This is a genomic window from Faecalibacterium prausnitzii (assembly GCF_049532945.1).
In the GTDB taxonomy this organism is placed as follows: Bacteria; Bacillota; Clostridia; order Oscillospirales; family Ruminococcaceae; genus Faecalibacterium; species Faecalibacterium prausnitzii_N.
Window position 1 is genome coordinate 2,357,261 of sequence record NZ_CP186691.1, and the last position, 23,537, is coordinate 2,380,797.

Annotated in this window: 46 protein-coding genes; 3 read left to right on the top strand and 43 right to left on the bottom strand. The window is 52.5% G+C overall.

The window, feature by feature from the left end; all coding sequences use genetic code 11:
- Window positions 1–408: 408 nt before the first annotated feature.
- The 30 genes from ACNQFG_RS11870 to ACNQFG_RS12015 form a co-directional block, all read right to left on the bottom strand.
- Complete coding sequence (locus ACNQFG_RS11870) at window positions 409–720, bottom strand: hypothetical protein (RefSeq protein WP_423405063.1); 312 nt, start codon at window positions 718–720, stop codon at window positions 409–411.
- Entirely contained in the window at window positions 708–1,256 is a 549-nt protein-coding gene (locus ACNQFG_RS11875; protein WP_423405064.1) for a hypothetical protein, read from the bottom strand. Before ACNQFG_RS11875 ends, ACNQFG_RS11870 begins: the two co-directional genes overlap by 13 nt.
- On the bottom strand, window positions 1,249–1,920 hold the full coding sequence (locus ACNQFG_RS11880; protein ID WP_423405065.1) for a hypothetical protein: 672 nt from the start codon (window positions 1,918–1,920) through the stop codon (window positions 1,249–1,251). Before ACNQFG_RS11880 ends, ACNQFG_RS11875 begins: the two co-directional genes overlap by 8 nt.
- 4 nt (window positions 1,921–1,924) lie before the next feature.
- The gene (locus tag ACNQFG_RS11885) at window positions 1,925–2,437 is read right to left on the bottom strand and encodes a hypothetical protein (RefSeq protein ID WP_423405066.1); all 513 of its coding nucleotides are present in this window, start codon (window positions 2,435–2,437) and stop codon (window positions 1,925–1,927) included.
- The gene (locus tag ACNQFG_RS11890; RefSeq protein ID WP_423405067.1) at window positions 2,434–2,904 is read right to left on the bottom strand and encodes a hypothetical protein; all 471 of its coding nucleotides are present in this window, start codon (window positions 2,902–2,904) and stop codon (window positions 2,434–2,436) included. The genes ACNQFG_RS11885 and ACNQFG_RS11890 overlap by 4 nt, the downstream gene beginning before the upstream one ends.
- On the bottom strand, window positions 2,897–3,130 hold the full coding sequence (locus ACNQFG_RS11895; RefSeq protein ID WP_158401693.1) for a hypothetical protein: 234 nt from the start codon (window positions 3,128–3,130) through the stop codon (window positions 2,897–2,899). The genes ACNQFG_RS11890 and ACNQFG_RS11895 overlap by 8 nt, the downstream gene beginning before the upstream one ends.
- Window positions 3,131–3,140: 10 nt before the next feature.
- Window positions 3,141–3,326, bottom strand: a complete 186-nt coding sequence (locus tag ACNQFG_RS11900; RefSeq protein WP_112089967.1) for a hypothetical protein — start codon at window positions 3,324–3,326, stop codon at window positions 3,141–3,143.
- Complete coding sequence (locus tag ACNQFG_RS11905) at window positions 3,313–3,459, bottom strand: hypothetical protein (protein WP_022257359.1); 147 nt, start codon at window positions 3,457–3,459, stop codon at window positions 3,313–3,315. The genes ACNQFG_RS11900 and ACNQFG_RS11905 overlap by 14 nt, the downstream gene beginning before the upstream one ends.
- A gap of 6 nt (window positions 3,460–3,465) precedes the next feature.
- Window positions 3,466–4,020 (bottom strand): DUF7694 domain-containing protein, encoded by a 555-nt coding sequence (locus tag ACNQFG_RS11910; RefSeq protein WP_423405068.1) that lies wholly within the window; start codon window positions 4,018–4,020, stop codon window positions 3,466–3,468.
- Window positions 4,007–4,387, bottom strand: coding sequence for a YopX family protein (locus tag ACNQFG_RS11915; protein ID WP_423405069.1), 381 nt, complete (start codon window positions 4,385–4,387; stop codon window positions 4,007–4,009). Before ACNQFG_RS11915 ends, ACNQFG_RS11910 begins: the two co-directional genes overlap by 14 nt.
- A gap of 73 nt (window positions 4,388–4,460) precedes the next feature.
- Complete coding sequence (locus ACNQFG_RS11920; protein ID WP_423405070.1) at window positions 4,461–5,546, bottom strand: hypothetical protein; 1,086 nt, start codon at window positions 5,544–5,546, stop codon at window positions 4,461–4,463.
- Window positions 5,536–6,522, bottom strand: coding sequence for a DUF5131 family protein (locus ACNQFG_RS11925; protein WP_423405071.1), 987 nt, complete (start codon window positions 6,520–6,522; stop codon window positions 5,536–5,538). The genes ACNQFG_RS11920 and ACNQFG_RS11925 overlap by 11 nt, the downstream gene beginning before the upstream one ends.
- Window positions 6,519–6,719, bottom strand: a complete 201-nt coding sequence (locus ACNQFG_RS11930; RefSeq protein ID WP_055188397.1) for a hypothetical protein — start codon at window positions 6,717–6,719, stop codon at window positions 6,519–6,521. The genes ACNQFG_RS11925 and ACNQFG_RS11930 overlap by 4 nt, the downstream gene beginning before the upstream one ends.
- A complete protein-coding gene (locus ACNQFG_RS11935) occupies window positions 6,712–6,906 on the bottom strand; it encodes a hypothetical protein (protein ID WP_055188399.1) in 195 nt (64 codons plus the stop codon). Before ACNQFG_RS11935 ends, ACNQFG_RS11930 begins: the two co-directional genes overlap by 8 nt.
- The gene (locus ACNQFG_RS11940) at window positions 6,896–9,091 is read right to left on the bottom strand and encodes a PcfJ domain-containing protein (protein ID WP_423405072.1); all 2,196 of its coding nucleotides are present in this window, start codon (window positions 9,089–9,091) and stop codon (window positions 6,896–6,898) included. The genes ACNQFG_RS11935 and ACNQFG_RS11940 overlap by 11 nt, the downstream gene beginning before the upstream one ends.
- A complete protein-coding gene (locus ACNQFG_RS11945) occupies window positions 9,078–9,617 on the bottom strand; it encodes a DUF7666 domain-containing protein (protein ID WP_423405073.1) in 540 nt (179 codons plus the stop codon). Before ACNQFG_RS11945 ends, ACNQFG_RS11940 begins: the two co-directional genes overlap by 14 nt.
- The gene (locus ACNQFG_RS11950; RefSeq protein WP_423405074.1) at window positions 9,617–9,904 is read right to left on the bottom strand and encodes a hypothetical protein; all 288 of its coding nucleotides are present in this window, start codon (window positions 9,902–9,904) and stop codon (window positions 9,617–9,619) included. The genes ACNQFG_RS11945 and ACNQFG_RS11950 overlap by 1 nt, the downstream gene beginning before the upstream one ends.
- A gap of 101 nt (window positions 9,905–10,005) precedes the next feature.
- Complete coding sequence (locus ACNQFG_RS11955) at window positions 10,006–10,152, bottom strand: hypothetical protein (RefSeq protein ID WP_423405075.1); 147 nt, start codon at window positions 10,150–10,152, stop codon at window positions 10,006–10,008.
- A 12-nt stretch (window positions 10,153–10,164) separates the two neighbouring features.
- On the bottom strand, window positions 10,165–11,109 hold the full coding sequence (locus tag ACNQFG_RS11960) for an N-6 DNA methylase (RefSeq protein ID WP_423405076.1): 945 nt from the start codon (window positions 11,107–11,109) through the stop codon (window positions 10,165–10,167).
- A 12-nt stretch (window positions 11,110–11,121) separates the two neighbouring features.
- Window positions 11,122–11,757, bottom strand: coding sequence for a DUF6291 domain-containing protein (locus ACNQFG_RS11965; RefSeq protein WP_423406590.1), 636 nt, complete (start codon window positions 11,755–11,757; stop codon window positions 11,122–11,124).
- Window positions 11,758–11,826: 69 nt separating this feature from the next.
- Window positions 11,827–12,498 carry a putative HNHc nuclease gene (locus ACNQFG_RS11970; protein WP_423405077.1) on the bottom strand — a complete coding sequence of 224 codons (672 nt, stop codon included), beginning with the start codon at window positions 12,496–12,498 and terminating at the stop codon, window positions 11,827–11,829.
- Window positions 12,476–13,144 carry an MBL fold metallo-hydrolase gene (locus ACNQFG_RS11975; protein WP_423405078.1) on the bottom strand — a complete coding sequence of 223 codons (669 nt, stop codon included), beginning with the start codon at window positions 13,142–13,144 and terminating at the stop codon, window positions 12,476–12,478. The genes ACNQFG_RS11970 and ACNQFG_RS11975 overlap by 23 nt, the downstream gene beginning before the upstream one ends.
- On the bottom strand, window positions 13,144–14,109 hold the full coding sequence (locus ACNQFG_RS11980; protein ID WP_423405079.1) for a recombinase RecT: 966 nt from the start codon (window positions 14,107–14,109) through the stop codon (window positions 13,144–13,146). The genes ACNQFG_RS11975 and ACNQFG_RS11980 overlap by 1 nt, the downstream gene beginning before the upstream one ends.
- Window positions 14,102–15,091, bottom strand: coding sequence for a DUF1351 domain-containing protein (locus tag ACNQFG_RS11985; RefSeq protein WP_423405080.1), 990 nt, complete (start codon window positions 15,089–15,091; stop codon window positions 14,102–14,104). The genes ACNQFG_RS11980 and ACNQFG_RS11985 overlap by 8 nt, the downstream gene beginning before the upstream one ends.
- Before the next feature lie 174 nt (window positions 15,092–15,265).
- The gene (locus ACNQFG_RS11990) at window positions 15,266–15,520 is read right to left on the bottom strand and encodes a DUF6011 domain-containing protein (RefSeq protein ID WP_423405081.1); all 255 of its coding nucleotides are present in this window, start codon (window positions 15,518–15,520) and stop codon (window positions 15,266–15,268) included.
- 234 nt (window positions 15,521–15,754) lie between these two features.
- Entirely contained in the window at window positions 15,755–16,045 is a 291-nt protein-coding gene (locus tag ACNQFG_RS11995) for a hypothetical protein (protein ID WP_249247186.1), read from the bottom strand.
- 10 nt (window positions 16,046–16,055) lie between these two features.
- The gene (locus ACNQFG_RS12000; protein ID WP_423405082.1) at window positions 16,056–16,547 is read right to left on the bottom strand and encodes a transglycosylase SLT domain-containing protein; all 492 of its coding nucleotides are present in this window, start codon (window positions 16,545–16,547) and stop codon (window positions 16,056–16,058) included.
- The gene (locus tag ACNQFG_RS12005; protein WP_423405083.1) at window positions 16,537–16,857 is read right to left on the bottom strand and encodes a hypothetical protein; all 321 of its coding nucleotides are present in this window, start codon (window positions 16,855–16,857) and stop codon (window positions 16,537–16,539) included. The genes ACNQFG_RS12000 and ACNQFG_RS12005 overlap by 11 nt, the downstream gene beginning before the upstream one ends.
- Window positions 16,854–17,303: a helix-turn-helix domain-containing protein gene (locus ACNQFG_RS12010; RefSeq protein WP_423405084.1), complete on the bottom strand. Its 450-nt coding sequence runs from the start codon at window positions 17,301–17,303 to the stop codon at window positions 16,854–16,856. Before ACNQFG_RS12010 ends, ACNQFG_RS12005 begins: the two co-directional genes overlap by 4 nt.
- A 42-nt stretch (window positions 17,304–17,345) precedes the next feature.
- Window positions 17,346–17,543, bottom strand: coding sequence for a helix-turn-helix domain-containing protein (locus tag ACNQFG_RS12015; RefSeq protein WP_423405085.1), 198 nt, complete (start codon window positions 17,541–17,543; stop codon window positions 17,346–17,348).
- A 288-nt stretch (window positions 17,544–17,831) separates the two neighbouring features.
- Here ACNQFG_RS12015 and ACNQFG_RS12020 point away from each other — a divergent pair, with 288 nt between their 5' ends.
- The gene (locus tag ACNQFG_RS12020) at window positions 17,832–18,263 is read left to right on the top strand and encodes a helix-turn-helix domain-containing protein (RefSeq protein ID WP_423405086.1); all 432 of its coding nucleotides are present in this window, start codon (window positions 17,832–17,834) and stop codon (window positions 18,261–18,263) included.
- 107 nt (window positions 18,264–18,370) lie between these two features.
- On the opposite strand, the gene ACNQFG_RS12025 is transcribed toward ACNQFG_RS12020, so the two are convergent.
- The 8 genes from ACNQFG_RS12025 to ACNQFG_RS12060 all read right to left on the bottom strand — a co-directional run bounded on the left by ACNQFG_RS12025 (window position 18,371) and on the right by ACNQFG_RS12060 (window position 20,632).
- A complete protein-coding gene (locus tag ACNQFG_RS12025; RefSeq protein ID WP_158401675.1) occupies window positions 18,371–18,574 on the bottom strand; it encodes a hypothetical protein in 204 nt (67 codons plus the stop codon).
- Entirely contained in the window at window positions 18,574–18,906 is a 333-nt protein-coding gene (locus ACNQFG_RS12030) for a YodL domain-containing protein (RefSeq protein ID WP_423405087.1), read from the bottom strand. Before ACNQFG_RS12030 ends, ACNQFG_RS12025 begins: the two co-directional genes overlap by 1 nt.
- Before the next feature lie 105 nt (window positions 18,907–19,011).
- The gene (locus ACNQFG_RS12035) at window positions 19,012–19,236 is read right to left on the bottom strand and encodes a hypothetical protein (RefSeq protein WP_112089992.1); all 225 of its coding nucleotides are present in this window, start codon (window positions 19,234–19,236) and stop codon (window positions 19,012–19,014) included.
- A gap of 20 nt (window positions 19,237–19,256) precedes the next feature.
- Complete coding sequence (locus ACNQFG_RS12040; RefSeq protein ID WP_423405088.1) at window positions 19,257–19,658, bottom strand: hypothetical protein; 402 nt, start codon at window positions 19,656–19,658, stop codon at window positions 19,257–19,259.
- A gap of 22 nt (window positions 19,659–19,680) precedes the next feature.
- Window positions 19,681–20,001, bottom strand: a complete 321-nt coding sequence (locus ACNQFG_RS12045; RefSeq protein ID WP_112089994.1) for a hypothetical protein — start codon at window positions 19,999–20,001, stop codon at window positions 19,681–19,683.
- A gap of 3 nt (window positions 20,002–20,004) precedes the next feature.
- Window positions 20,005–20,160, bottom strand: coding sequence for a hypothetical protein (locus ACNQFG_RS12050; protein ID WP_249257208.1), 156 nt, complete (start codon window positions 20,158–20,160; stop codon window positions 20,005–20,007).
- A gap of 11 nt (window positions 20,161–20,171) precedes the next feature.
- Complete coding sequence (locus ACNQFG_RS12055; RefSeq protein WP_249247176.1) at window positions 20,172–20,432, bottom strand: hypothetical protein; 261 nt, start codon at window positions 20,430–20,432, stop codon at window positions 20,172–20,174.
- Window positions 20,429–20,632 carry a hypothetical protein gene (locus tag ACNQFG_RS12060; RefSeq protein WP_055188441.1) on the bottom strand — a complete coding sequence of 68 codons (204 nt, stop codon included), beginning with the start codon at window positions 20,630–20,632 and terminating at the stop codon, window positions 20,429–20,431. The genes ACNQFG_RS12055 and ACNQFG_RS12060 overlap by 4 nt, the downstream gene beginning before the upstream one ends.
- Window positions 20,633–20,793: 161 nt before the next feature.
- Between ACNQFG_RS12060 and ACNQFG_RS12065 the strand changes: the two genes are divergently transcribed.
- Window positions 20,794–21,009 (top strand): helix-turn-helix domain-containing protein, encoded by a 216-nt coding sequence (locus tag ACNQFG_RS12065; protein WP_423406591.1) that lies wholly within the window; start codon window positions 20,794–20,796, stop codon window positions 21,007–21,009.
- 377 nt (window positions 21,010–21,386) lie between these two features.
- On the opposite strand, the gene ACNQFG_RS12070 is transcribed toward ACNQFG_RS12065, so the two are convergent.
- The 4 genes from ACNQFG_RS12070 to ACNQFG_RS12085 are packed head-to-tail and all read right to left on the bottom strand — an operon-like array spanning window position 21,387 to window position 22,835.
- Entirely contained in the window at window positions 21,387–21,761 is a 375-nt protein-coding gene (locus ACNQFG_RS12070) for a DUF3846 domain-containing protein (RefSeq protein WP_423405089.1), read from the bottom strand.
- Window positions 21,762–21,764: 3 nt separating this feature from the next.
- A complete protein-coding gene (locus ACNQFG_RS12075; RefSeq protein ID WP_423405090.1) occupies window positions 21,765–21,992 on the bottom strand; it encodes a hypothetical protein in 228 nt (75 codons plus the stop codon).
- 3 nt (window positions 21,993–21,995) lie between these two features.
- Window positions 21,996–22,583, bottom strand: a complete 588-nt coding sequence (locus ACNQFG_RS12080) for a hypothetical protein (protein ID WP_022257388.1) — start codon at window positions 22,581–22,583, stop codon at window positions 21,996–21,998.
- 12 nt (window positions 22,584–22,595) lie between these two features.
- Window positions 22,596–22,835, bottom strand: a complete 240-nt coding sequence (locus tag ACNQFG_RS12085) for a hypothetical protein (protein ID WP_423405091.1) — start codon at window positions 22,833–22,835, stop codon at window positions 22,596–22,598.
- A gap of 157 nt (window positions 22,836–22,992) precedes the next feature.
- On the opposite strand from ACNQFG_RS12085, the gene ACNQFG_RS12090 reads away from it, so the two are divergent.
- Window positions 22,993–23,316: a helix-turn-helix domain-containing protein gene (locus ACNQFG_RS12090; protein WP_423405092.1), complete on the top strand. Its 324-nt coding sequence runs from the start codon at window positions 22,993–22,995 to the stop codon at window positions 23,314–23,316.
- A 48-nt stretch (window positions 23,317–23,364) separates the two neighbouring features.
- Here the strand turns inward: ACNQFG_RS12090 and ACNQFG_RS12095 are convergent, their stop codons facing one another.
- The gene (locus tag ACNQFG_RS12095; RefSeq protein ID WP_256466539.1) at window positions 23,365–23,496 is read right to left on the bottom strand and encodes a hypothetical protein; all 132 of its coding nucleotides are present in this window, start codon (window positions 23,494–23,496) and stop codon (window positions 23,365–23,367) included.
- Between the last annotated feature and the right edge of the window lie 41 nt (window positions 23,497–23,537).

Consider the following 23,537-nt stretch of genomic DNA (forward strand, 5'->3'; position numbering starts at 1 on the left):
TCCGCACGCCGATTGGAGCACTTTCCTTTCCGTCCGCCGATTGAAGTACTTAACCGGGGAAACTCCGCGTTCATCACAGTCTTTGTTGTTGAAACCGACGATGGCACCGCAAGTTCTCTTATTGGTGCACCGAATACATTTCACGCCCGTACCACTCATAACTTCATAGGTAGATGCGCCGCAGAACGGGCATTCCTTGCTCTTAGGCTCGATGTGTGCTTTCATTTGCTCTTGCCCCCTTACAACACCCCATGTAATAATCCGTAGGCTCCCAGTCAGAAAGAACAATTTCACCAATTTTGTCGCACCAGCTGTCGCCCTCTCCAATGTACATACAGTTCGGGCAAGTGTCGGGATTGCACCGCTTCTGTGGTTGGCCTTTTCGGTCATAATGATGTCTCTTAGTCATCAGGATCCTCCCCTGCGCACCGGCTTCTTACCATTCCCGGCAAACTTGTCAGGCCGTTCGTCGCTCATTCCGCGGGCCAGCACCAGCGCTCGCTGGTCATTCGGCATCTGGTAGACACAGCCAGTCGAAATGTGCATATACAGGTCATTCAGCACAGCACGGGCAATTTCTGCGGTTTCATACTGCCCCAGCCGATACACCGCACCGCCGCCCGTAGGAACCGCTTTGATTTCGTGTTCGGGGCTCACATACACACTGGTGCACTGGGCAATGTTCGTGATGGAGTCCCATTTTTTGTTCATGACGTACATTCTGCATCCTCCACATAGCGCCAGCTCTGGGGTGGGCTGGTAATTTCCACATGCCGCATACCAAACCGTGTCTCTTGCAAGCCAGTGAGTTCTCGCAGGTCGAGTGGTCGGTCATAAATTTTCAGGTTGGAAATGTGCCATCCCCAGCCGGGGTGTATCCCAAGATATTTAGAGAGCTGTTCGTCGGTCAGGCAAGTAGTAAGTTCCTCTCGCTGGACATTTCGGTACTCATCGTTATTTTCTGGCATGGTGTAAACCGGCAAATCCAGACTTGGGGCTGTAAAATTGAACCCCACGCTATCTCTATCGACCTTGTAAACCTCATCGCAGACAAACTCACCAATTACTTTTCTGTCCATCTTCCGCAAGCCCTTTGGTGACCTCATTAGCCATCCGCTATTGCCGGAACAGTAAATGTACACCTTAAACGGCGTTTCGAGCTTTGGGCAGGTCTTGCGCACTTCAACCGTTTTCATCCCGGCCCAAATCAGCTTGCACCAGTTTGGCCGGATGCTCAGCAAGACGGCTTTACTCATTGTGCACCTCCCCGTTGTCTAGGTGTTCTTTGAGCTGGTCGAGCTTTTCGAGCACTATCTGCTGTACTTCTTCCGGCTTGCCGATGATTTCCATAAGCTGAGCCAGCATGACGTAGACGTCCGCGATTTCTTCCCTGACGCTCTCATGGGCAACCTTGATCTTTGCACCGTTGCGGAAGTCGAATGTCACGGTCCTCTGGAGTTTGCAGATTGCTTTCGTGAGCTCCGATATTTTCTCAATCGCCATCTGGAGTTGCGGGGTGGTGCCGTACCGATTGATTGCCCGCCGGATGGTGCTCAGGCCATAATCAGGAATGGCCGGGATGCCCGCATCCTCGTACCATTTGAGCTTTTCCCGCAGGGTCGCATAAGCCCACAAGATCGTGTAGTGCTCTGCGATCAGTCCGTCAATGCTCTGCTTCGGGTCGTCGAAGAGGTGATCGGTCAGACTTTCGGAGAGCTCCATATCGTTGCAGCCCAGATCGATGCTGCTGTCATGGCCCTTGACGAGCTGCCGCGCATACTCGGTCAGTGCCATTTCAGGTTGCCGCAGCCATACCCAGCCGTCCTCGCTGACGTCAGTAAAGTTGAGGGCAGTCTGAAAATTGTCCACCGGGTTGTCGGTCGTCAGCCTCGGAACGCTCTTAATCTTTTGCTTATCCATTTGCTCACCCTTCTTTTTGAATCATCGTCATATCGTAGCCGCTCTCCACAAACTTCACGCAAAGGTCGTGATTGATTCCATTTCCGAGATATGTATAGATGTCCGTCATTTCCTCCAACGTGAAATTCGTGCCCAGCAGCTTGTTGATGCCTTCAAAATGAAGTTTTCTTTCCTTTGGCGAAACTGCCTTAATTGCAGTCCGCGTAAGCCATTCCAGAATTTTTGCTTTAAGCTGGGTTTCGTCGGTCACATCTTTCAGACTGAAGCCGGAATCAGTTCTCAGGCTGAAAATGAGTTCATTTTGCATATTCACGAACGACTGCGGAAACGCCGCCTGAATTTTCCTTGACCACATGGTATCGAAAATGTTGAATTTTTCTACACCGGCTACGGCTTCCGGTTCTTCTTTGGCAAGATAATCAATCGTGTTTTCGACATCTGCCAGCGTGTGAATATGTCCCAGTGAACTTTCCATGCTCAGCACAGCTTTCAGCTGGTCAGCGTTAAGCGTTCTCATTTTTTTACTACCTCCTTCGGCGGCAAAGGCATCCACCCAACCACAGGAGAATCAACACGGTTGTTGTAAACATCCTCCGGGTTGAAATAACGATATTCCCACCAGCCTTTAGGAATAAAGTAATCATCGCTTTCTTCATCGTAGGTTCCCCACTCGAAAACCTCTTCCCAGTAGAACTTGCTTTTTTCGGACAAAACAGTGCCATCTTCGTAGTGGGCCGTCGTAATCCCATATCCGCCGCAGGCTGTTTCAAACAGAATCAGCACTTCCGTCTCAACTTTCGGAGGATCCTTGTCGGGGTCGCGCCAGAAAGAAAATAGCGTTTCTTCCTGTGCAGCAGGAAGTTTCTCGACCTTTTCCCGCGCTACCCGGAGAGTCGCAGAAACAACATCATTCGCACTCGGCTTCTGAATCGTGTTATACTCCAGGCATTTCAATACGTCCTCACGGTTGATGAACTCAGCCATTGTCTTCCTCCTCATAAATGTCGAGCTTCATGTCCAGTGTGTACGGGGTGTCCACCGCGACGTCTGCGTCCGGGTCAAACTGTACGTCCAAGCTCCCATCTTTCAGCGAAATGGTGAGCACACAGTTATTGAGCTTTGTCGTAAAGCTGTCACCATCGTTCAACTTCCCATGGTCAGCCGCGTACAGCTCCAGCGCCGCTTTAATCGCTGCGTTCGACTGTTCCATCAATCCCTTTTCATTCATCTGAAATCACCTTCATCTTCACCACATTGAATTTTTCATACTCCGGGTAGCAAGCTCTAGCCATCGCCTTAGCCCGTACAGCAGCACGCTTAATGCCCTTTTCATCGACAACAACGCACGGCAGGAGTGCAGAGCCACGTTTCCCGGATGCAGCGATAAGCATCTCATACTTTGCCATCGTCTCGTCCTTTCTCTGGTTTCGGCGGGTGCGCTTCGCTCTGGCGGTCTATATCACCATCCACGCAGCACGCCGCATAAATCAGAAGTGCAGCCATCACCGCCAGAACCACCAGCACAATCCAAAGCCACATTTTGCATCACCCTCCCAGAAGATTTTTCATCATATACCCGGCCATAGCCTGTGCATATGCCTGTTTAGGAACGTCTGCCGCACCATTCTCTTCCAGCAGCTCTTTGATGCTGTGTTCGCGTCCCGCGCCGTCAATGGCCCGAACTCTGGTACTGCCGCGATTGACCGTCACCGTTTTCTTATCGCGCGGGTGGATGCCGAACGGAAGCTGGAAACCTTTCTCAAACACCCAGAGGTGATAGCAGTCGCAGACGTCCACCAGCCGGTCCTGCGTTGGGAACACTTCGACGGCAACTCGCTTCTCGCCGAACAGGTCGTTTTTAATTTCCATCTTGACGGCCCACGGGATATCCCCTCTGCCGTCACTCCGGCCAACGCCCTCTGCCGCCGTAATCGTGACGTGTTCGACCTTGCCCCATTCCGTGCGGAGCAAACGAGACATCACGCTGTACTTCTGGTCTTCGCTGATCCATGCCCGATCCATCTCCCTCATCCAGCCGTGATAAGGTACTCCCAGCTCTTCAACCGCCTGTTTCGGGGTAATCGTCTCAATCCACTTCATGTTGCTGCTCCTTTCCAGTGCTCATGTCCATCAGCTCCGGCGTGTCCACTACATTTCCAACCACCTTTGCGGTCAGAACCAAGCTTGCAAGACCATGCTCGACAAACTCCTTTCGGTTCTCCGAAAATTCTGCGTAGAATCCGATATGGCCTACGCCGTAGTCGATGTATTCGCCGTATCTTACGGCAAAAATCACATCTTTGCCGCATCGATCGTCTTTCAAAATGTCCCCCTCAAAAACAGGTGCCCCGTTTCCGTCCGTCAGAGTCGTGTTCATGCCGATCGTAAACGGCTTGACGATATGGGCGTATGCCGGCTCTTGCTCGGAGTTGATGTACCAGCCCTCACCCGGGCGACTGTTCTTCACACCGGGGAGCGAATCAAGAATCCTTCATGCCAAGTGCCATCTGGGGACTGCCCACGAAAAGTTCTACCCTGCATCATGCTTCCTCCTTGACCTTGACAGGAAGCACCAGCGCTTCATACTGCGGCTCAATCAGCTTTACGGGGGATAGAGGACCGACCACCCATGCGCTGACCGCGTCTCCTTCCATCGACTTCAATGCCTCACTCAGGAACTCCAGATTAAAGCCGATTCGCAGGCGCTCATCCAGCTTTCCGTTGAAGGAAAATTCCTCATTCATCTGCGCAATCGTGCTACGCATCGATGCTCTACCTGTGCCGCCGGGTTCCAGATCCATCACCAAGGTGCTCTTTTCCTTTGCGTCTGCGGACCGAGCAAGTTTGACGCGTCCCAGAACGCCCAGCAATTCTTTTCTGTCAAGCACGATTCTGGTTCCCCCACTCTTTTGGGCTGCAATTTTGCTATAATCCAGAAACGGTTCTGCGATCAGGCGAGACTTTACCTCAAAATTGTTGTCACTGAAAACGGCCTTTTTGCGGTCTCTTTCAATACTGACGCTCCCATCAAGGCCCAGCGTATCAATCGCCTTTGCCGTTGCCGCCGGAAGCACAAACTTGAAATCGCCATCGGCGGTGCAGTCGATTCGGCTGATGGCCATTCTGTACCCATCCAGGGCGCAGATTTCCAAAGTATCGTCGCCGTTGTGGGAAAAGCACAGCCCTTTGTGCGCCGGATGCCGATCCTCCTTGGACACAGCGTATAGAACCTTTGAGATGGCCCAGCTCAAATCATTCGCTCTCACCACGCAGCGCTTCGCATCCTTTCCCGGACCATCAAATGTGGGGTAATTCTCTGCCGGCGTCGTGCTCAACCGTGCCCGCGCCGTGCCGGACTCTATGACCAACCCGCTCTTTGTCACGTTGATGTTGATTTCAGGGGCTACTGCTCCGCTGATAAAATCCACTCCACGCGGTGGAATAACAACGCCCTGCGGAACCGGGCTGGAAAGTTCTGCCCGAATGCTCAGTTCCAAATTCGTTGCGAACGCATCCGGGCCACTCAGCAGGATTCCCGTGCTATCGTTGCCCACTGCGCGAACTTCCGGCACTGCTGTTCGGAGCTTGGAGAACAGTGCTCCAATTTCGCTTCGTTCAAACTTCATCGTCTTTTCCTTTCTCAAAATTGTCTCTGCTGAACTGCTCATAGCATTCCGGGCACATATAAGCCACCCGCTCCGGGCTATCTCCACGTTTTCTGCGCAAGAGCAGCGCGTACATTTCTTTCATCGGTCTGTACTTGCCGCAGACCGTGCAATACTCCCACAGACGCTCTTTCTGCACGTCACTGGGAACTCTCTGAAGAAGCGGCTGTGGTTTCTCGCGCCGCATATTCTCAGCGCCCACCACGCTTTCCATGCTGCTCCGCATGAAGACAGGTGTGTCGGTTGCATCCGCTGACGCAAGAATGTCTTTAATCCACTCCGCTTTAGGAATGACCTTTCCTGCATTTCGGCCTGTTTCCGCGCCGATGATGACCCACTTCAACTTCTGGAACGCTTTTGTCGCGTCGCCCTCAAACGGGCCAAGGAGCGGCTCTATCGCAACGAACGTATTATAGTGTTCGTTCGCCCATACGCTGCTTTTTCTGACCGTCGCTGTCGAACCGTACCAGAAATTCTTGTTTTGGGGCAGCTTCTCGTGATTCACAAGCTGCTTATAGCGTTCCGGATACTGCGTCAGAAAAATGTACTGGTGCTGGGGTGCTTCATCAGCCGCCGCAAACACCCGAAGAATCCAATCTTCAGGAACCCACGGCCCGAATAAATCGCCATCCGTGCATACCATAATGCTTGAGCCAACTTTGACCTTTTGCGGCCAGTCGAAACGGTATTTGTGCATGGTGGGCAGAAATCCCGTTGGACTGTTCAGGAAGCGCTTGCTCTTCGTTTTCCAAGGGGTATCCAGCTCAAAGAGCTTTTCTCCCACCTGCTGAACTTTCGGCCTTTCCGCCAGATTTTGTCGCCAATCGCTTGCAAACCTCAACGTGCTTTTCCTTGCGTAGCAATACCGGCAGTCCTTCAAACAGCCCGTCACGGGATTCCAAGCATAATCGGCCAACTCATTCTTCGTTCTGTTCACCGATAGATCCTCCCCGTTTGGTTATCCACGAGAACGATTCGCTCCACAATTTCAAACCCGGCGGCACCTGCCACATAACGCAGGACGTGGACAAGCTCGCTCACACGAGCTTCTTCCCTCTGGATGTTGCTCTCTGCCCGGACTCGTGTAGGGTCCGGCGCACCGCTGGGATTGTGGTTCTTCCGAGTATCAGGCATTGTTCTCTCCTTTGTCCAAAACCATGAAATAATCGTAATTGGTGCCCGGATTGGTATTCGGACGACGGCGTACAATATCAACTCGGTATCCTGCTTTCAGGAGCAGGCGCCCCAAATCCAGACGCTCATCTTCCGAAAGACCTTTTGCTTTGGCGGGCGCGAGAGAAAGTTCAATTTTAGCCGACACGTTTTTCCACCTCCATCAAGTCGTGCATCAGTTCATCCACGAGCAGCTTTCCAGCATTTGCTCCCGTGCGGATAATGTTTCCGTTTTCCTTGAGTTCTGCAAACTCCTGTGCACGGATTTCCTTGGACTGCCGTGCAAAGTCAATTTCCGCCGCTGTCATGCGGCCCTGCACGACCTGTTGCCATTCCGCAATAAACGGTTTCGCGTCCTCCAAATCGGCGTACTGGTCGTTGTTATAGCTGCGCTTTTGGCGGACAGTGCCGCCCGGTTCCACCTCCAAGGTATACCACGGGGTATTCGGGTCAGCCTTGCGCCGCATGAAGAAGATGTAGCTCTCACGTTTGGCAATACGCTCAAAGTATCTGGTTCCGCGCTGGATGCAGTGGTCAAGAAATCTGCTTTCTTCCAAAATGGCCTTTGCTCCATCCGGTACCCGAATGATGTATTCCGCTCCATCGTACTCGTAGATTTTGCGGATTTTCTTGTAGATGTTCTCGATATGGAATTGATTTTCCAGTTCCTTGGCATCCTTTTTGATGCTGCTTGCAGCACCTCTCAGCGCATCCTTTCGGCGCCGCTTATTGCGCTCCAGAACCAAATCGTCATGGCGGCGTTTAAGATCCAGCGGGAAACGAACCTTTTCAAGATTCAAGTTCATCTTCATCTGTCCGGCCATATCGAGATAGTCCAACCAGTCCGATGCGACTTGAAGAGCAATCTGGCCGTTGTAGCTTCCGGTGACTCGCCTTGTCTGCTGGCGGAGATATTTCAAGCTCCGCGTCATTCCGCTTTCCTGCAATGTCTTGGCCATTCCTGAGAGGTTTCGGATGTTGGCCGTCATCTTCATGTTCTTGTCATTGATTGCAAGGCCGGCTTCTTTCCACTTCAGCGCATCATCCACCTCGCGGAACGACTTTTTGCTTCGTGCGACCGCAGCCAGCTCCTGACGATTTAAGCCAAACACGCCGTAATAGGTCTCTGCACGAAGATTGATGCGGGCGCTGTGTTCATATTCGTCGTACACCTGAGAGCACAGCGCATCAGCCCAGCCCGTTTTCACAAGGCTTTCGGCCATCGGATACCGATTCACGATTTCCCACTGACGAACTTCCCACGGAAAATTGAGGTGCTTATCGTACTGGTACATCCATTCAGATTTCAGCACTTTCCGAATATCACTCTCAAATTGGTCAGTATGGGATGCCAACGTGTACGGCTGATACGGGCCAGAGGGGGCCAGCAGCATTGCGGATAACTTCGGGCGCTGGCACATAATATATTCCTCTTTTTCACTCCAGCTGCGTTTCCACTGCTTGATGGTCTTTCCGTCCGTCCACCAGATTCCACGGCCGTGAAATTCCGGTTCTGCCCGATGATTTCTGAAATCGAAATACACCAGATAGCGGCGAATCCAGACTCCATCCCCCTGCGGCTTGCTCCAAAGGAATGTCCTTGCGGCCCATAACCTTTTGACCGAATAGCGGGTATTGCGAACCTGCATTTTCTCCCCGCAGCACTCGCACGTCGCTGTGCTCTTGTGTTTGAGCAGTTCCGACAGCGTATATTCACCACCGCAGCTATCGCACCTTGCCCGCTGAATCGAGATTTTCTTCTCAACGCCGCCGGGTTCGATTACGTTCTGTTTATCATTGGTGACCCAGAGAAAGCCCGCATCACTGCACACTTTCAAAACTTGTTTACTGAGATCTTCCGGCGGCTCCGGCAGATTCTCAAAGAGCTTCTTGGTCTCAGCCGCCTGTCGTGCGTTGCGCTCTTCGCGCTTCTTCCTGGCATGAGCCGACAGCGCATCTTCCACAATGCCAATCAGACAGCCCGGTCTGCGGTCATCAAAATAGTTCTGTAGGAGCTCCGATTCTTCCTTTGTTGCCGACACTTCGGTTCTCCAAGTCAAGCACTGGCAGGGTTTGACCTCGATTTGAAGCGGCGAAAGCTCGCCTTTGGTCGGATTCTTATTCCCGCGAAGCTCTCCCGTCCAGTAATCTTTGAAAAAGCGCCACACGACCAGCGGCTTTTCCTTTTTGTCCCAGACGGCCACCGTCAGCACCTTTCCCTTGATATAGCGGCCCACGCCCTGCCCCTCGGCAACTGACATAGACAGCGCCGCATCCAGCTCCGGCCGTTTCGGTTCCGGCGCATAAAGTTTCAATTCTTCAGCCTTTTTCATTGCCTGCCGCCTCCAAACTCTCCGCCGTGTAGTTCTTCCCCGGCAAAATCTTCACGCCGTCAATCGGCTGTGCAATGCAGATGGACTCCTGCTGATCTTGGATGATGAAGCAGAGCCATTCTCCCAGTTCTCCGGCCAGCTTCTTATCCCGGCCATATGCGACATGAAATGGCCCTTTATAGCTGTCCTCAAACTTCTCCGCAGGATGCTCAAACACATAGTTGGCGTGCATCAGCAAAAATTCTTCTGCTGTCAGCTTGCGGAGAGGAACCAGCTTCGTACAGCTGCTCCGGCTTCCGTAGCCATCCTCGTCAACATCGCCCCCGGCCGCAACTGCCCAAAACTCATTCTTGCCGTTCCATGTGTACCAATTCAGGCAATCCCACGGGTCTAAGCAATAATGGAACCCGGTGCTGGCGCACATGGCCTTTTTCGTCTCATTCAGCTCGTTCGGAACATACTGGAATTTTCCGTTTCCAAGCGTTGCGACCAGCCCCGGCTTGAATCCCTTGAATCCCAAAATCATCAGAACCATCCCTCCAAGGAAAGCTGCATCGAATCCTCGCTCTGCTTCTCTTTCTTCTTTGCAGGCTTTTTCTCCGGTTTCGGCTTCTTTTGGTCGGGCTTTTCCTTTGCCGGCTCCTGCGGTTTCGGAATATTCGGGGTGGCGTTCTCCGGTTTAATGGTTGCCGGCGCCCGCATCTCTTCTTCCGTCGGCGGCGTTCCGGTAAGATTGATGTTCATCGAAAACGAGATTTCGGCATTGGGGAAGTAGAACTGCACGGCCTTGCGATACGCTTCAAGGTCAGACAAAACCTCTCCCGCATTGTGTACGACTGCCGCGCAGCATTCCGAGAATGTGCGCTCCGTGTTGCAAACGACCTCGGCAAAGCGCGGCTCCTGATCTGCAAAGTTCAGCAGCGCCGCAGCACATAGCTCTGAACGCTCGCGGCGGCGCGCCCGCCTTTGAACATCTTGTCCTCTGCCTCCAACTTCTCTTTTGCCTTGGCCCGCCAATCGACGAACTCTACTGTGGTTGTGGTGTGTGTGGTGGAATCCATATTGTCCTCCTATCAGAAAAAGCTCAACTGCCCGCCCTTGCCCTCAGAGAACATCGGTTCCTGCTCCGGCTCTTTGGGCGGTATTTTAGCGGTTTTTGGCTTTTCCGTATCTTTTGGTTGCTTACTCTTTTTTGTGGCTTCAAGGGCTTTCTGTGGTTCGGATTTTGGCGCATCCGCAGCATATTCTTCCTTTATCGGCTGGGTGACCAGCTCCATCTGCGCCATAAAGATTCGATACTGCCAAACCGGGATCCTGAGCAGCGGCGTGTACCAGACGCTCCCGTTGTCAACCGGAAGCAGCCCTCTTTTGTCATAAGACGTAGACGGGCTTGCAAGCGTATCACCGATGACGACATATCCCGGCATTCCAAGCAGACTCATTTGCAGATAGCACATCATACCCACGATGTAGTCAATGTCCTGCGCCACAAACAGCACATCCGTCTGATAATTGATGCCTTTTTTCCTGCATTCGTTTGCAAACGCCACTAGCAAGGCCCCCGCGCCGCAGGTCGGGTCACAGACCGCGACCCATCCCCTGTCTCCGATTTTCTGCTGAAATTCTTCTGCCGGGGTCGTCACCGCAGACATAAACTCGCAAAGGTGGTAAGGCGTGAAGAACTGGCCCGCGTGGTCACTTCCAAGCCCCAAGCACATATACAGCTCGCCAAGGAAATCCTGTTCCGAGTTGTCCTTCAACGCCATAACCAGAATCGAAAACATATCCGCGAATGTGTCCACTTCCTGCTTCGTGTACTTTTTCACAATAGTCATGTACTGCTGCTCCCGCTCATCGAAGTGGCTCTTGTCCGTCGCGTTGGACACGGCAATGGCGCTTATCGTAATCCAGTCGCTCCAAACCTGCCACCTTGACCGCCCCTTGCTTGTAAATACTTCAAACTTTTTTACAAGCTCTTTCTGGGCCTCGCCGCGGACATGGCGAACGTCGCTTCCCATTAGAAAACCTCCTTAGTCTGGTGGAACTTCCTCCACCCGCTTTCTAAGAGGTCTCCTTTTTAGGCGATCCAAGCTGTTATCAAGGCCAAGGAAGCTATTTCCACTCGGCGTTTCCCGGTCTACCCGGTTTCCTTTGTATGTGATATGTACTTTTTCCCACGCTTCCAGCGTTGTGATTTTTTGTGCTGCTGCTTGGTCGAGCAGACGCTTAGCATAGACCCAAGGGTACTTTGCTTGATGGCGCATCGCTTCTTTCAGCGCGGCCACCACTAAGGCGTCCTCTATACCAGCTTCCCGCAGGTCTCGGAATTCTGAGGCCATATAAGGCGTGAGCATCTTATCGCATCCAGCCCAGACCCAGTAGGATTCCGGCTTTCCGTCGGGCGGGCCAGTTGATGTCTCCTGCTGTTCGTCTGCATCCTCTGATTCTTCGGCAGGTTCAAAACCCAGTGGGTTTTCTTGGGTTTCTTTAGGTTTTGGTGGTCTTCCGCCCTTTGCCCCATTCTCACGGCTTATGGCCGCTTTTCGTTCATAGGCCGCTATCTCAGCGTCAAGTCTGCTTTTTATTGCAGGCCATACATACCGCTCATTGCCATCAAACCGCGGCTCGGCTCCATCCGCCTTATAATCCATCATCGCCCAGATGATTCGTCCCCTTCTTCCATGCTGTACGGTTCAAGGAGAAGGCGGTAATCGTCAATCCACAGTTTTACATACTCATTCGCCGCCACGCTTCACCTCCCCTTTCGGCTTTTGATTGAGGGAGAGCACTTTGCACAGGTGCTTGTCCAGTTTGATTCCGTAGATGTGGTAATCAGCAAACAGCGCGTTCTCCCGGCGGTGTGCTTCCTCGTGGTGCGCTCGGCAAAGCGCGATTGCATTCAAGCCAACGTGGACGACCTTTTCTCTGTCCATGCCCATGCCGATACGGTCAACATGATGTACCTCCGCCGGACGGTTGCAAATTGCACAGCGGCGGTTCTCAAGGCACAGATACAGGTATTTTCCAATGTCGTCCGTTTGTGTCAGCAGACTATCCTTTGTCGGAACACCCCAATGGAAGCAAAATGAAATCAGGTAGGTAATGAATTCTCGTGCTGTCGTCATGTCGCAGTCCGAGAGGGAGAACCACTCCCGCATAGCGCGGGAGCAGAAATCCCATTCCAAATACTGCCGAAGCTCTTCCGGCTCGTGGCCGGACCACAAAGAAATGTCACGGATGATGGCAAAAATCTTTCGGCGCTGGTCAACAGAAATCGTGCGCCCATCATCCAACCGGACCTCCACCCGCCGGGGGCGTTTCTGCTCCACAAAGCGGCTGATGTCCGTATCGGGCTTCAGGACGAGCTTTCCATCTTCCAGCTTTTCAATTTTCGCCGTTACGACCATCCGTTTTCTCCTTGTCAACATGAACGTGCATAGGAATATACACGCTGTTCGCCTGCATATTTCTCACCAAGAAATCATTGCACTTTGCTTCCGATAGGTGATTCTTGAGCACCTGCATCTCATAGGCATACTGTCCAGCAGCCTTTTTCTCTGCGATTTTGGCCTGAATGTCCTCGTCTCTGTAATTGGCTTCTATCAAATAGAGGTCATATCCGAGCGCTTGCACACCGTTCAAATTGTTGGTGTCGGTGGCATAGATCACCTTGCCAGATGGAAAATGTACCTTGTACCCACAGTTCGGTACATTGTGAGTCAGCATGAACGGAATCACATTGCACAAGCCGTATCCGTACATTGTCCGGGGTTCCAGCACATCAATCTGACGTTCCGGTACTCCTGCGGCCAAAAGCGGCGGTGCCAGCCAGCGGCAACACCCAAAACGCAGCGTTGGCCGTTCTTCGGCAAGCCGCTTGATGGTGCGCTTTTGGAAGTGGTCGCTGTGGATATGGGTGAGTAGGACCAACTTCAGCTTCGGCACATACGGCTCCAGTGCCTTATATGGAACGCCGCAGTCTATCAGAACAAATTCTTCCAAAATCGTGGCATTGCCGTCGCTTCCGGTGCTGATAATGTTGTACTTGACCATCAGAGTGCCGCCAAGTCAACAGCCGCTTTTACTTCATCTGCTTCCGGCTCCGGTAAATCCATAGTCTTGGCCGTCCGCTCGATTTTGGGCGGATTCTGCTCGCCGAGTCCATTCTGTCCGGCATCTGCGAAATCCGGCGTCTCCGGCAGAAGTCCGTCATCCGCACTGTTGGGAACCATCACTCGACCATCTCGTTCATAAGCGGTAGTCATTTCAACAGTCATGATTCCCCATTTGGAAATCAGCTGGCGCAGCATAGTCTTTTTTGCCATACTGTCAAAATCCCGGTACCAAAAGCTGGAATATTTCCACATATCTTCCTGCGGGATTTCACCATTCAGCAGCTTCTTATATGCGGCGGCGCTGAATGCCGGGGAGTACTTGTCCGCATGAGACATCATCTGGTCTGCCGTCCAGTACAGAGTTTTCTCGAAGCCATTGATATACTCAAAGTGGGCAATATAGCCCACAGTCGGCATTGCTGCACGCTTTTCAAAATCTTCGATGAAGTGCATTTCATGGAAACGCTCTTCAAAGGGATCCCAACCGCCCAGTTCCCCGGATTTGATTTCCAGGACATTCAGGCGCTTGTACTGGCCCGTTCTCAGAGCCAACTGGATGTATCCCTTGTAACCCAAAACGAATTGCGCCTTGAGACACGCCGGCTCAATCACATTACCCTGCCGGTCACGTTTTGCTTTGGATTTGAACGGCACCAAGTAGAACTGGCCCAACTGCGGGGAGGGCTGCAAGAGCAGGCTTTCGCCCAAAAGGGCACCCGCCAAAATAGTACCCGCATCGCACTCCTGCAAGGTAGGGTTAACTGCCACAGCAGAAGTGATATTTGCAGCGAATCGTGCCGCGCGTACCGGGTCGCCTAGGGTATTATTTATGAGGTTTTTGTATTTCTCGGTCTGCATTGCCTGAGAGAAGTACAATTTCTGTGGCTGCATAGCTTTAGCCATTATCGCTTACCTCCTCGTTCTCAATGCCGACGGAATCCATATGCTTCTGGATTTCGTCGATTTTTTCATTTACGAAAGACTTCAGCTCCCGGAGCTGGGTCAATGTACCGTGGCACTGGAACGTGCGGCCCATGAAAGCAAATTTGGCCGTCATGATCTGTTCTTTGCTCTCCTGCTGGGTTTCTTCGGCCTCCTGCTCATCCATAACCGGAGGCTCGGCGCCCATGACTTGCGGCGCGGCCAGATCTTCTTCTACCGCATCCAGCACCGCCGACTCTGCTTCCTGCGCACGAAGCTGGGCTTCAAGGCGCTGTTTCCGTTCAGCTTCCTCGCGGGCCACACGGTCTTTGCGCTGGCTCACGCTGTTAATCGCAACGGCCAGATTGCGGCACTGCTTATACTCGGCCATGACCTCCGTGGCATTCTCCATGCCATTGATGCAGTTCACATCAGCCACTACGCGGTCAACGTAATCCTTGACCTTGCTCTTCAAAGATTTCAGGCTCGCCGTCATGGTAACGGCAATGCCGACGTCCCCATAGCTGACCCACTCGACCCCGTTTGCCTTGACCAGCTCGTCGAAGTAAGCGACCACTTTCTTCTCCTTGTCAGCTTTCAAGCCGGCTTCCACGTCCGTGATTTTGCCTTTCAGCGCTTCATCCGCAGGGCCATAGACATCGGTGACGCATTCCTTGTAAACCTTGTCGAAGTCCTCAAAAGGCTTCATGATCTGCTTCTTAACGACTGCACGGCGGTCATCCAAATCCTTGCGGTCACGATTCAGTTTTGCCCGCTGCTCCTTAACGACCTTGAGCGTCTCTTCCGTGCAAACCAGCGCCAGCGCTTCCGTCACGGACGCCTGTGCCTGAGCCTTGATGCTGTGCAGTTGCTCTTTGATAACAGGAAGTTGCTGCACCACAATCAGACTCTCGGCCAACATCGGCTCCTGCGTGGTTGTGGCGGTAGTAAGTTCTTTTTCCATGTTGTACCTCCTAATTTTTGCATAGAAAAACGGCAGAAAGGATAGTCCTTTCCCGCCGCTTCGTACCTGTTGAAAAATCCAACCGAATATGCTACAATATGGTTGTGTGTGGTGGAGACCTGCATTTTCCGACTTGATGTTCCTGCATCAAGCGCCAACGGAATGTGCGGGTCTCTATCCATTTGTAGCGCGCTGGCCGTTCTGGTCAGCGCTTTTTTCGTGTGCGGCGAGTATGTCATATACCGTGAGTTGGCCGATGATTTGGCGCTCAGCGGTGCTCTTAGGCTGTGTAGCGGTCTTTCCCTTGCGAGGTCTTGCGGGCGATTTCAGCTTCTTGCCGAACTCCTTGGCGTAACACTTTGCGCCGTACCCCGCTTCGATTGCCGCCGGATCTGTAATGACCCTGTGACACCGAGCGCATCTTACCATGCTTCTTTCCTCCGAAAATCATGAACATCTGGAATGCGTGCGTCAGCCGCACCGCCATGATGATTGCAATGATGACAAGCAGCCATTCGCCGCCGATTGCCCAGTAGCCACGCCAGCGGTAGGCACTCGGCAACTGCCATATTGCCATCAGCCCTCCGGCTACGACCCCGGCCAGCGTGTCCAGCAGTCCTACGAGTACCCAATCCATCACGCTCAGCTTCTTTTCCCTGCGCTTCATTTGAGGTTTGCTCCTTTCATGTAAGTTTTGACCAGCGCCCATTCATGGGCATCCTTTGGCTTCCCTGCCATTGCATCCAGCGCTTCTTCGGTTCCGCACTGGTCACAAATCGTGATGCCCGGAACCTGACGGGAAAGAGCGTTGCTGTGCAAGCGCATCTTCATGGTCAGCTTCCCACACCGGGGACACGGGAGCACCTGCGCCATCTCAGCTGCGGCATCCTGCACATCGAGGTATGTAGCAAAGACTTCATCCAGCAGCTTCTTCTCCGCGTAATCCTGAATCATTTGCATCACCTTACGAAACATCCCTTTCTTCCTCCAAAAGGCCAACCATTGCGCTCCACACCTTGTCGGTGTAGGCAGTGCTGCGGGTTCCTGCATTCCAAGCCTTTTCTGCCCCGCTCTTCCCAAGGTTGTACGCCATCATAGTTCGGTTGATGTCTCCATCGTACAGGGCAAGATAACTTCCGAGCATGTAGCACCCGGCCTTGATGTTCTGACGGGCATCCAGCAGATCCGTGACTCCCAGCTCATCCTTGAGCCATCCTGCATTGATGTCGTTGATCTGCATCAGACCGTAATCTCCGGTTGAGCTGGTAGCGTTTGCGGTATAACCGCTCTCGACCTGCATGACGGCGTAAGCCAGCTCCAGCGGAACTTCGTACAAGTCGCACATCTCGGCTGTATACTGCTGTAAATCCGCATCCAGCGGCACATGGTATGTAATCGGCTCATAGGGGACCGGGTCTTGCCGGATGCACTCGCCCTGCTCGATATCAGCCCGCACAGGAATCGTCACTATCGGGAGCTGCGCCGCTTCCGGTTGGAAAGCGAACGCCGCGGCGATGCTTCCGATTACCAGCAGTTGCGCCGCCGCTGTTGCCACCAGCGGGATTATTGCCTTTCGCATCATCCTGAACCTCCGTAATACCGAACCGCTCGAACACATACCGCCGGGGCACTCTGCCCGGAAACGTAAGCAGCCCCTTGGCTTCCAGCTCTTTGTTCATCTGCTGGATGAACTGATAGGCTCTGGATTTGCTGCACCCGACGATTTCCTTTACTTCGCTCGCGCCGATGAAGTACGATTCTTTCACGTCCGACGCCCTCCTTTCGAGAAACGCATATTGTTCATGGCCACGTTCAGGTCGTTCATCCGGTCAATGATGTTGTCCCACTCGGCCTGTTCGTCCTCGTCGATTTTTCCGTCTGCGACAATTTCTATCATCGCATCGCGCTTTATGATAAACCTCTGAACCGCCGCCAGAACGCTGAGAACAGCTTCCGGCAGGTCCTTCAGCTGAATCTCCGGAACCACCCGCTTGCCCAGCTCTGAAGACAGGCGCAGATGCTGAACTGCAAGATATGGGGCTTGGTACACATCGCACATGGCGCTTGCCACGTCGCTGGGTACCGGGCGCTGGCTCTGCTCATAATCCCGCAGAGAATCGACTGACACGTTCAAAAGCTGTGCGGCTTTTTCCTGCGTCATTCCGGCAGATTTCCGCGCGTTTTTGTAGATATTCTGGCAATCAACCGCCATTTCGCACAACTCTCCTTTCTGATAGACTCATGATGTAAGAAATCACGCCCGCAGGTCCAAGCAGGACTCAATCGCAGACTTGATGTTCGCGGACGGCACCATCGTGCCGTTGATGACCTGACTGACGTGTGCGCGGGAATACCCGATTTCTTTTGCCAGCTCGGTAACGGTCATGTCGTCGCGCTCGACCATTGCCTTTTTGACCGACACGCACCACTCCGGCAGCGGAACTTTCTTCATGTTTTTTCTCCTTCCCGACAAAGATTTATCTAACAAATGTATTGAACACTTGTTTGATTTTTGATAGACTAAAAGGGCCAGTACCCACCATTCAACGCGTTCCCCCCGCCTTTAAGCTGTTAAGCAGAAGCTCTTGGGGAGTAATCGCTTTACCTGCGCACCGCCGATTTGCAGTATCGGCGCTGCGCTTTGCAGCGATGCCTGTCATTAGGAGGAATCAACTTGCATGGTTTGTACTGCGTGGTACGTTGAAGCCCCTTTGCAGAGGGGCTTCGGGGAACGCGCTGAATGGAAAGCGCTGACCCTTTCAATCTGACATTTGTTTTGTACAAGTGTATTATAATCTTGCGATTGCAATATTTCAAGGCAAAATCATTGCGATTGCAAGGTTTTGTGAGGATACACAAAATGCCGACCCAAAATTTGTATGATTCTATAACCCTTGCAGAAAACATCAAGCTTCAAGCAAAAGCTCGCAATGTCCAGCTGAAAGATATGTTTGCCGAACTTGGAATGAGCAAAGGCACCCTTTCCAACTTACGCACTGGCCGCATGATGGCGGCTGATAGCCTTGCCCGCATCTCTGACTACCTCGACTGCTCCATGGACTTCCTCATGGGGCGCACTGTTGACCCCGCCGTGAAACGGATGAATCTGACAGATGATGAACGCCAAAAGGTTACAGATTATCTTCAGTTCATTCTGAGTCAGCGGAAATAGTTCTCAGAGCTGCTCAGATGGCTCTATTTTGCGTTTTTGATTCTTCCGCAAGGAATTTGTCGTTTGATGCAAAACGCGGCTCAAATCGCCTCTTTGAGCGATTGTGCTCATTCGTCGATTACGAAGTGCGCGCCCTCGGTGATAAGCACCGTGCCGTGATGCTCGTCATTGACGATGGTGTTCCGTTTGCCGATGTACTCTGCCGGAAGCTCACCGCTCTTCACCCGCTCAAGGTTGAGCGGCGTCGGCTCCCAGCGGCCCTTGTAGGCCTCCGGGATCTTACGCCACTCCGCTTTTGTGTAGTGGCGCATCAGGTCTGCCCCCATTCTTTCCCACTCAGCAGCTTCCAGCCGTAGGCATCGCAGAACCACCAGTCGGAGGATTCCTCATCGGCGAGGTGAATGATGTCCGACACGCTCAAGCTGTGGCCCTCGAAGCCTGCGGGCCTGTCTATGTTGAACCTGCGGAACAGGCCATCAAGCGTCTGCTGTGCATCCTTTCGGGTTTCCGCCTTACCCTCGTACACCAGACGGTAGTTCTCCCGGTGGATGCCGCCCAGCTGTGCGGCCTGATCGGATGCCATGAACCGCAGTTTTACCTGCTCCACGGTGTCCTCTTTCAGCTGGTAGATCTCATACTTCATGTGAATCTTCCTTTCCTTGGTTTGCGGTGTTGGTTCCCGCGACCATCTTCGTGATGCCACAAAAATGGGTTCGGCCGATACCAGCGGCCATCATCAGGCGGGGTCTTAGTAGTCTGGTCTTTCATCGCCCAGTGTCTCCCATGTCCCACCGGGGAGAAAGAACTCCGCTGTACGATCTTCAAGCGCAGCCACGAAGTTCTCCCACCTCGGCCAGCGGACTTCATAGCCGTTGACGATCATATACGTGAAGCCCTCGCTGCGGTACTTGCTCTCCAAATGGCTCTCTTCCAGCTGAAAAAGTGGAATGGACTTGTTTGCAATCTTTTTCATCGTTCAGACCTCCAATTTGATTAAACGTCAAAGCTGACCGAATGATATGCGAACCAGTGCCCGCAGCGGCGGTGCAGCTTGTACCAGTTTGTAAAGCGCTGCCCAGAGCAGTCATAGGCCGTCGGGTAAAACTCATAGTAGCGATTTGCCCGGAACCACTCGGCGGCATCGTTCTCGTTGACCTTGTCCAGCTCGTCCGGGAGCTGCACCAGCTCAATGTAGCCGTCAATGCCGCGCTCCTCGACAATGCGGCTGTCAGGTGCCGGGCGGTTGTTGTAGGCCCGGATCTCCTTCTTGATGCTGACCATAAAGGCGGCCAAGCCGGTCTTCTGCTCGGCGGTGGTGGTGGGAACGTCGTCCCGGATGAATGCCAGCAGGGTGTAAGCGTCTCTCAGCTTCTCGGCGTCGGTGATCTCAAACATGGTTTAGTCCTCCCAATATTGTTTAGAATTCGTTGAAATCTCCAGCATCGAACAGTAGGCCGCTTCTGAATTTCAGGCTGAGCTTGCTTTCAGGGGGCTTGCGCTTGAAAACAGGCTTTCCGTTCACCAACTCTGCATACACGGAAAAACTGCAGCGCGTACCTTGGAGAGTGATGTAAACACCGTTCTGATAAGCACGGAGTTCGCCAAGTTCCAGTCCCCAAGAAGTGGTAAACTCAAGGTTTCGGCTCAACGCATTGTGGAGAGATGACTTCTTGTTGTCCGGCATCATCCTGAAAAGCTCCAGCGCTTGCTTCTCGCAGTGCACGTTTTTGATTTCCATGGTTCAGCCCTCCTCAACGACCCATCCGGCACAATAGCCGGGATCACGAAGCCTTGCCTTTGCAAGTGCTTCATCGAACGTCCGGGCTCGAACTCGGACAGGTGGCAGGTCGCCGCCCACGATTTCCCATGTAGCCATGGGCGCTACAAACTTCACCATGTGGTCCTCCCTCAGCTCCTGCTATCCCGCCGGATGCTCAAAATCTGGTCGTTGTCTCCGAAGCTCCGTTCCTGCAGGTTCTCGATGTCGTAAATCAGGAACGCAAGAATCAGAGCTTCCCGTGTGCAGCGCTTCCGTTCCCGGAACGTGTACGGCGTCTTGGCCTTTAACAGCCGTTCCGCCACATCGTCCACAATGTCCAGCGTGGTGGTGTAGGTCTGCGGCGCTGCCGGGCCGCGGCCATGCGAGGTGTACTCAACAAGAAGTCTCATTCGTCCTCGTCCTCCTCTCCCTCGGTAACGCTGTCCATCTGGACGCTCCCGTAGGTGTAGCCGTTGTCGTTGCGAATGTAGACGGGCTGGTCTTCGTCGTACTGGCTCAGGATGTCAATCAACTCCCCCACCGTCATGGTGTCGTGGCACTGGCTGGGAGAGTACCCATCCCGGCGGCTGTCAATGTAAACATTCGTCATGGTATTGTCCTTTCTATCTAACAGGTGTTTGAATCATTTGTTAGATATATTATAATCTCACTTTTATGAGATAGCAATACGATAATCTCATTTTAGTGAGATTCATGCTTTTGCACAAAAAGGAGGTCCTATTTTTGATATTTTGGGAGCGATTCTATCAGATGTGCGCTCTACGAGGCACAAAGCCAAACCCAATCGCAAAGGAACTGGGCATCTCTTCTGGTGCTGTTACACGCTGGAAAAATGCAGAGGATCCTCCATCGGGAAAAACGCTTATACTCCTTGCTGATAGGCTAGACTGTTCCATTGACTACCTGCTTGGCCGCACGGATGACCCCGTTCTCCATCAACTGGATTCGTCGTCGTCGGCTATATAACGCGCGCCCGCGCGTGATGATGACGAAGTCATCTAATCTTATTCTTAATCTTATTCTTAATCTTGGGCGTTCTGGGTTTCGTTGGGTTTTGCTGGGTTTTCTCTGAAACCAAAAATAACCCAGTGGGTTTTCACAATTTCTTAACATTTAATAAAATTACACGTTCTTGCATCCTTTTATTTTGACGAGGATTTCAAGTTTGCATCTTAGGATTTGAGTTTTGACCCTCAAATTTCACCCTTATTTTGAATTTTAACTGTTCTGACTTCACTTTTTCAGAAACCCAAGAAAACCCAAAGAACCGAGAATAACCTAACGTAACCTAGAAAACCCAGTGGGTTTTCATAATTTCTTAATATTTAAGAAAAGCGGGGCCATCAAGCCCCGCCAGAAACCACCTTGGAAATGACCAGCCGCCCTGCGAAGTACTTAAACTTCTCCGGCGAATGGAATAGCTTCTCAAAATATGCTGCATCCTCTTCCCGCAGATCCGTGAAGTCCTCTGCCGAGAGCCCAACTACCAAGAACGTGCCGGCAATGATGTCGTAGGGCTTACCGTTTTGGTATAAGGCTCTGTTCAGTTCAAGCCCGCAGCACTTGCCCTCCTCATTGCAGACCAGGCCCACCGGGCGGTGCGGATCCGGGTAGACCACCTGAATGTAGCCGCCCACGGCGTCTTGCAGGGTTGCAAGCTCGTTGTGAATATCAATGCGTTCCGGGGCCTTTCCCGGCTCAATCTTCAGCGCTTTCATGATTCAAATCTCCTTTCCGGCCGACAGCGGCTCACCATTCCATGCAACACAGAACGGGTACGAATCCACCTCTGTGCTGCGGAGCCAGCCGCCCTGCACGGCCATCATCACTTCGACCCGGTACGCTTGCCGGGTGCGGCTCCCCTTGACGCCTTTATACAGCGCCCCGCCGTGAGACTTCTTGAAAGCCTTGGCCTCCTCTTCGGTTTTGAAAAACTTGTTGCAGTACATAAGTCAAACCTCCTTGTTGTTGAGCTGATAGGCTTTACCGCGGTATTCGATGATATAGCTATGGTCAGGTGTGCGGAACACAGCAATGCGCTTCTTGTCCACATTTTTGACGGCCAGTTTTCGGCAAATGAACGGCACCACAATCTTGATGGTTTCGGCGCTGGTCAAATCCTTTCGGTCACGGTTTGGCCGCAGGGAGTAGCGATAAAGGCGCTTCTTGCTGACGGCTTCTGCGTCCGCTTCTGTCCCGAAGTACGGCTCTGTATCACCGATACCACTGACGTCATAGAAACGCTGGGCGCTGACTCTCTCAAGCCGTTTGAGCCAGATTGTCCGGCTGCTCTTAGGGGCATTGGGTTCTACGCCCTCTTCTTCCCGTACCCGCCCAACAATCAGCTCAACGCCTTTCTTGTCCCACCCCTCCGAGAAACGGTCAAGAACCACGCAGATGATTTCGACGCCATTGGTCAAGTCCACCTTGCCAAGCTCACCTTGGCTTCCGGGCATTGTCGAGGTGTTGAAGTAATACCCCTGCGCCAAGTACTTGTTCACCTCTGTCGTGAACATCTTGTTGATGTCTGAATACTTCATGGCCATCCCCCTTTATCTAACAATCGTATAACCAGCGTACTTGAAGTTCTTCACGAGTTCAGCCGCTTTTGCCAGATGCTCTGCGAGTTCTGCGGCCCGTGCTGCATCCATTGTCGCCCAGTCCATTGAAATGCTGATCTCAACTTTTTCACCAAATACCAAGCGAATTTCAATGGACTCATCCAGCTCTGTGACTTGCTCTGTCAGCTCCCGCATTGCTTTGCTGAGCACTTTGTACGTTACCATTTTCATATTTTTTCGACCTCCGTTGTTGCTCATGCAGTCCAACAAATGTTTGACTGTGATTATATAATAATCCAACACCTGTTAGACGACAAGACCGCAAATCTAACAAGTGTTGGATTTCAGCGTATTACACAAGATTTCAGAAAGAAAGCTGGTAAAAAGGATGACGATTACTGTCCAACGCATTGTCGAATTGATGGAATATTACGGTTCATCGGGCGCTTTTATGTCGCGCCTGTGCGGGAAAAGTAGAACCCTTGTTGCGAGCTGGCAAGCGGGAAAATCTGTTCCTACCGCTTCGGACATCGCCACTATTGCCGCCCGCTATGGCGTGTCTGAAGCCTATCTCCGGGGGGAGGTAGATTTCCCGGAGTCGAATCTTTCCGCTTTGCAGAGGCGGCTCATGGACTCCACGCACGATCTGACGGACGATGAAATGCGCAAGGTAATAGAGTACGTCCGCTTCGTCAAATTCCTGCGCGAATAACAAAAGGACAGGCTCCCAAAGAGGGCCTGTCCGCGCCATCGGTGCTCGTTACTGCTGTTTCAGCGTTTCGATGTACTCAAGCACCCGCTTGACCTGTTCCGGGGTTAAATCCTTGATTTCTTCCCGAAGAACATCATCAAGCACATTTCCATGTCTGGAGCGCTCATCCGATGCAGGCATCTTCTCACTCCTTCCCGGCGCAAGCACGCCATTGGAAAGAG

Bases quoted from the DNA above. Each gene is read 5' to 3' on its own strand.
- ACNQFG_RS11975 (WP_423405078.1), bottom strand. From the start codon at position 13,144: ATGGTCAAGTACAACATTATCAGCACCGGAAGCGACGGCAATGCCACG.
- ACNQFG_RS11875 (WP_423405064.1), bottom strand. From the start codon at position 1,256: ATGAGTAAAGCCGTCTTGCTGAGCATCCGGCCAAACTGGTGCAAGCTG.
- ACNQFG_RS11995 (WP_249247186.1), bottom strand. From the start codon at position 16,045: ATGATTCAGGATTACGCGGAGAAGAAGCTGCTGGATGAAGTCTTTGCT.
- ACNQFG_RS12050 (WP_249257208.1), bottom strand. From the start codon at position 20,160: ATGGTGAAGTTTGTAGCGCCCATGGCTACATGGGAAATCGTGGGCGGC.
- ACNQFG_RS11960 (WP_423405076.1), bottom strand. From the start codon at position 11,109: ATGGGAAGCGACGTTCGCCATGTCCGCGGCGAGGCCCAGAAAGAGCTT.
- ACNQFG_RS11905 (WP_022257359.1), bottom strand. From the start codon at position 3,459: ATGTGGCTTTGGATTGTGCTGGTGGTTCTGGCGGTGATGGCTGCACTT.
- ACNQFG_RS11880 (WP_423405065.1), bottom strand. From the start codon at position 1,920: ATGGATAAGCAAAAGATTAAGAGCGTTCCGAGGCTGACGACCGACAAC.
- ACNQFG_RS12045 (WP_112089994.1), bottom strand. From the start codon at position 20,001: ATGGAAATCAAAAACGTGCACTGCGAGAAGCAAGCGCTGGAGCTTTTC.
- ACNQFG_RS11900 (WP_112089967.1), bottom strand. From the start codon at position 3,326: ATGGCAAAGTATGAGATGCTTATCGCTGCATCCGGGAAACGTGGCTCT.
- ACNQFG_RS11885 (WP_423405066.1), bottom strand. From the start codon at position 2,437: ATGAGAACGCTTAACGCTGACCAGCTGAAAGCTGTGCTGAGCATGGAA.
- ACNQFG_RS12060 (WP_055188441.1), bottom strand. From the start codon at position 20,632: ATGACGAATGTTTACATTGACAGCCGCCGGGATGGGTACTCTCCCAGC.
- ACNQFG_RS11945 (WP_423405073.1), bottom strand. From the start codon at position 9,617: ATGATTTTGGGATTCAAGGGATTCAAGCCGGGGCTGGTCGCAACGCTT.
- ACNQFG_RS12010 (WP_423405084.1), bottom strand. From the start codon at position 17,303: ATGGCGGTTGATTGCCAGAATATCTACAAAAACGCGCGGAAATCTGCC.
- ACNQFG_RS12040 (WP_423405088.1), bottom strand. From the start codon at position 19,658: ATGTTTGAGATCACCGACGCCGAGAAGCTGAGAGACGCTTACACCCTG.
- ACNQFG_RS12095 (WP_256466539.1), bottom strand. From the start codon at position 23,496: ATGCCTGCATCGGATGAGCGCTCCAGACATGGAAATGTGCTTGATGAT.
- ACNQFG_RS11910 (WP_423405068.1), bottom strand. From the start codon at position 4,020: ATGAAGTGGATTGAGACGATTACCCCGAAACAGGCGGTTGAAGAGCTG.
- ACNQFG_RS11890 (WP_423405067.1), bottom strand. From the start codon at position 2,904: ATGGCTGAGTTCATCAACCGTGAGGACGTATTGAAATGCCTGGAGTAT.
- ACNQFG_RS12030 (WP_423405087.1), bottom strand. From the start codon at position 18,906: ATGAAGTATGAGATCTACCAGCTGAAAGAGGACACCGTGGAGCAGGTA.
- ACNQFG_RS11985 (WP_423405080.1), bottom strand. From the start codon at position 15,091: ATGGAAAAAGAACTTACTACCGCCACAACCACGCAGGAGCCGATGTTG.
- ACNQFG_RS12080 (WP_022257388.1), bottom strand. From the start codon at position 22,583: ATGAAGTATTCAGACATCAACAAGATGTTCACGACAGAGGTGAACAAG.
- ACNQFG_RS12085 (WP_423405091.1), bottom strand. From the start codon at position 22,835: ATGAAAATGGTAACGTACAAAGTGCTCAGCAAAGCAATGCGGGAGCTG.
- ACNQFG_RS12035 (WP_112089992.1), bottom strand. From the start codon at position 19,236: ATGAAAAAGATTGCAAACAAGTCCATTCCACTTTTTCAGCTGGAAGAG.
- ACNQFG_RS11940 (WP_423405072.1), bottom strand. From the start codon at position 9,091: ATGAAAAAGGCTGAAGAATTGAAACTTTATGCGCCGGAACCGAAACGG.
- ACNQFG_RS12065 (WP_423406591.1), top strand. From the start codon at position 20,794: ATGTGCGCTCTACGAGGCACAAAGCCAAACCCAATCGCAAAGGAACTG.
- ACNQFG_RS11920 (WP_423405070.1), bottom strand. From the start codon at position 5,546: ATGAAGTTTGAACGAAGCGAAATTGGAGCACTGTTCTCCAAGCTCCGA.
- ACNQFG_RS12075 (WP_423405090.1), bottom strand. From the start codon at position 21,992: ATGTACTGCAACAAGTTTTTCAAAACCGAAGAGGAGGCCAAGGCTTTC.
- ACNQFG_RS12070 (WP_423405089.1), bottom strand. From the start codon at position 21,761: ATGAAAGCGCTGAAGATTGAGCCGGGAAAGGCCCCGGAACGCATTGAT.
- ACNQFG_RS12090 (WP_423405092.1), top strand. From the start codon at position 22,993: ATGACGATTACTGTCCAACGCATTGTCGAATTGATGGAATATTACGGT.
- ACNQFG_RS11870 (WP_423405063.1), bottom strand. From the start codon at position 720: ATGTACGTCATGAACAAAAAATGGGACTCCATCACGAACATTGCCCAG.
- ACNQFG_RS11955 (WP_423405075.1), bottom strand. From the start codon at position 10,152: ATGGATTCCACCACACACACCACAACCACAGTAGAGTTCGTCGATTGG.
- ACNQFG_RS11970 (WP_423405077.1), bottom strand. From the start codon at position 12,498: ATGGTCGTAACGGCGAAAATTGAAAAGCTGGAAGATGGAAAGCTCGTC.
- ACNQFG_RS11990 (WP_423405081.1), bottom strand. From the start codon at position 15,520: ATGGTAAGATGCGCTCGGTGTCACAGGGTCATTACAGATCCGGCGGCA.
- ACNQFG_RS11980 (WP_423405079.1), bottom strand. From the start codon at position 14,109: ATGGCTAAAGCTATGCAGCCACAGAAATTGTACTTCTCTCAGGCAATG.
- ACNQFG_RS11930 (WP_055188397.1), bottom strand. From the start codon at position 6,719: ATGCCTGATACTCGGAAGAACCACAATCCCAGCGGTGCGCCGGACCCT.
- ACNQFG_RS12025 (WP_158401675.1), bottom strand. From the start codon at position 18,574: ATGCGCCACTACACAAAAGCGGAGTGGCGTAAGATCCCGGAGGCCTAC.
- ACNQFG_RS11895 (WP_158401693.1), bottom strand. From the start codon at position 3,130: ATGGAACAGTCGAACGCAGCGATTAAAGCGGCGCTGGAGCTGTACGCG.
- ACNQFG_RS12015 (WP_423405085.1), bottom strand. From the start codon at position 17,543: ATGAAGAAAGTTCCGCTGCCGGAGTGGTGCGTGTCGGTCAAAAAGGCA.
- ACNQFG_RS12055 (WP_249247176.1), bottom strand. From the start codon at position 20,432: ATGAGACTTCTTGTTGAGTACACCTCGCATGGCCGCGGCCCGGCAGCG.
- ACNQFG_RS12020 (WP_423405086.1), top strand. From the start codon at position 17,832: ATGGAAAGCGCTGACCCTTTCAATCTGACATTTGTTTTGTACAAGTGT.